1 protein-coding gene is annotated in these 278 nt (G+C 62.2%); it reads right to left on the reverse strand.

Going from position 1 to position 278, the window contains the following annotated elements:
* Nucleotides 1–278: hypothetical protein (locus KVT28_RS24985; protein ID WP_217550839.1), on the reverse strand; the 278-nt coding region annotated here is incomplete at both ends.

The following is a 278-nucleotide window of genomic DNA, read 5'->3' on the forward strand; positions in this document are numbered from 1 at the left end:
ATGTCCGCCCGTTTGTCGGCGACCATATGCCCTTCCGGTTCAACGGTGATCCCGAGCGGCTGCAACGATGGGCGCATGAGATCGACGAGGTGATCCCGGCAAGCTTCCTCGGGTCGCGGGGCGGAAGGGCGTGCATAGTGATCGAGATTCCAGAAGCCCTTGAAGATATCGGTGTTGGTTCGCGCTATGCGACGTTTTAGGTCATGGAGGTGCGCGACGAGAAGCGCATGCAGATCGGCCGCGGTGGCCGGGCGTCCATTCTCCAGGGCGGCGATCGT

This window comes from Pantoea sp. GbtcB22 (assembly GCF_019091025.1).
GTDB lineage: Bacteria > Pseudomonadota > Gammaproteobacteria > Enterobacterales > Enterobacteriaceae > Pantoea > Pantoea leporis.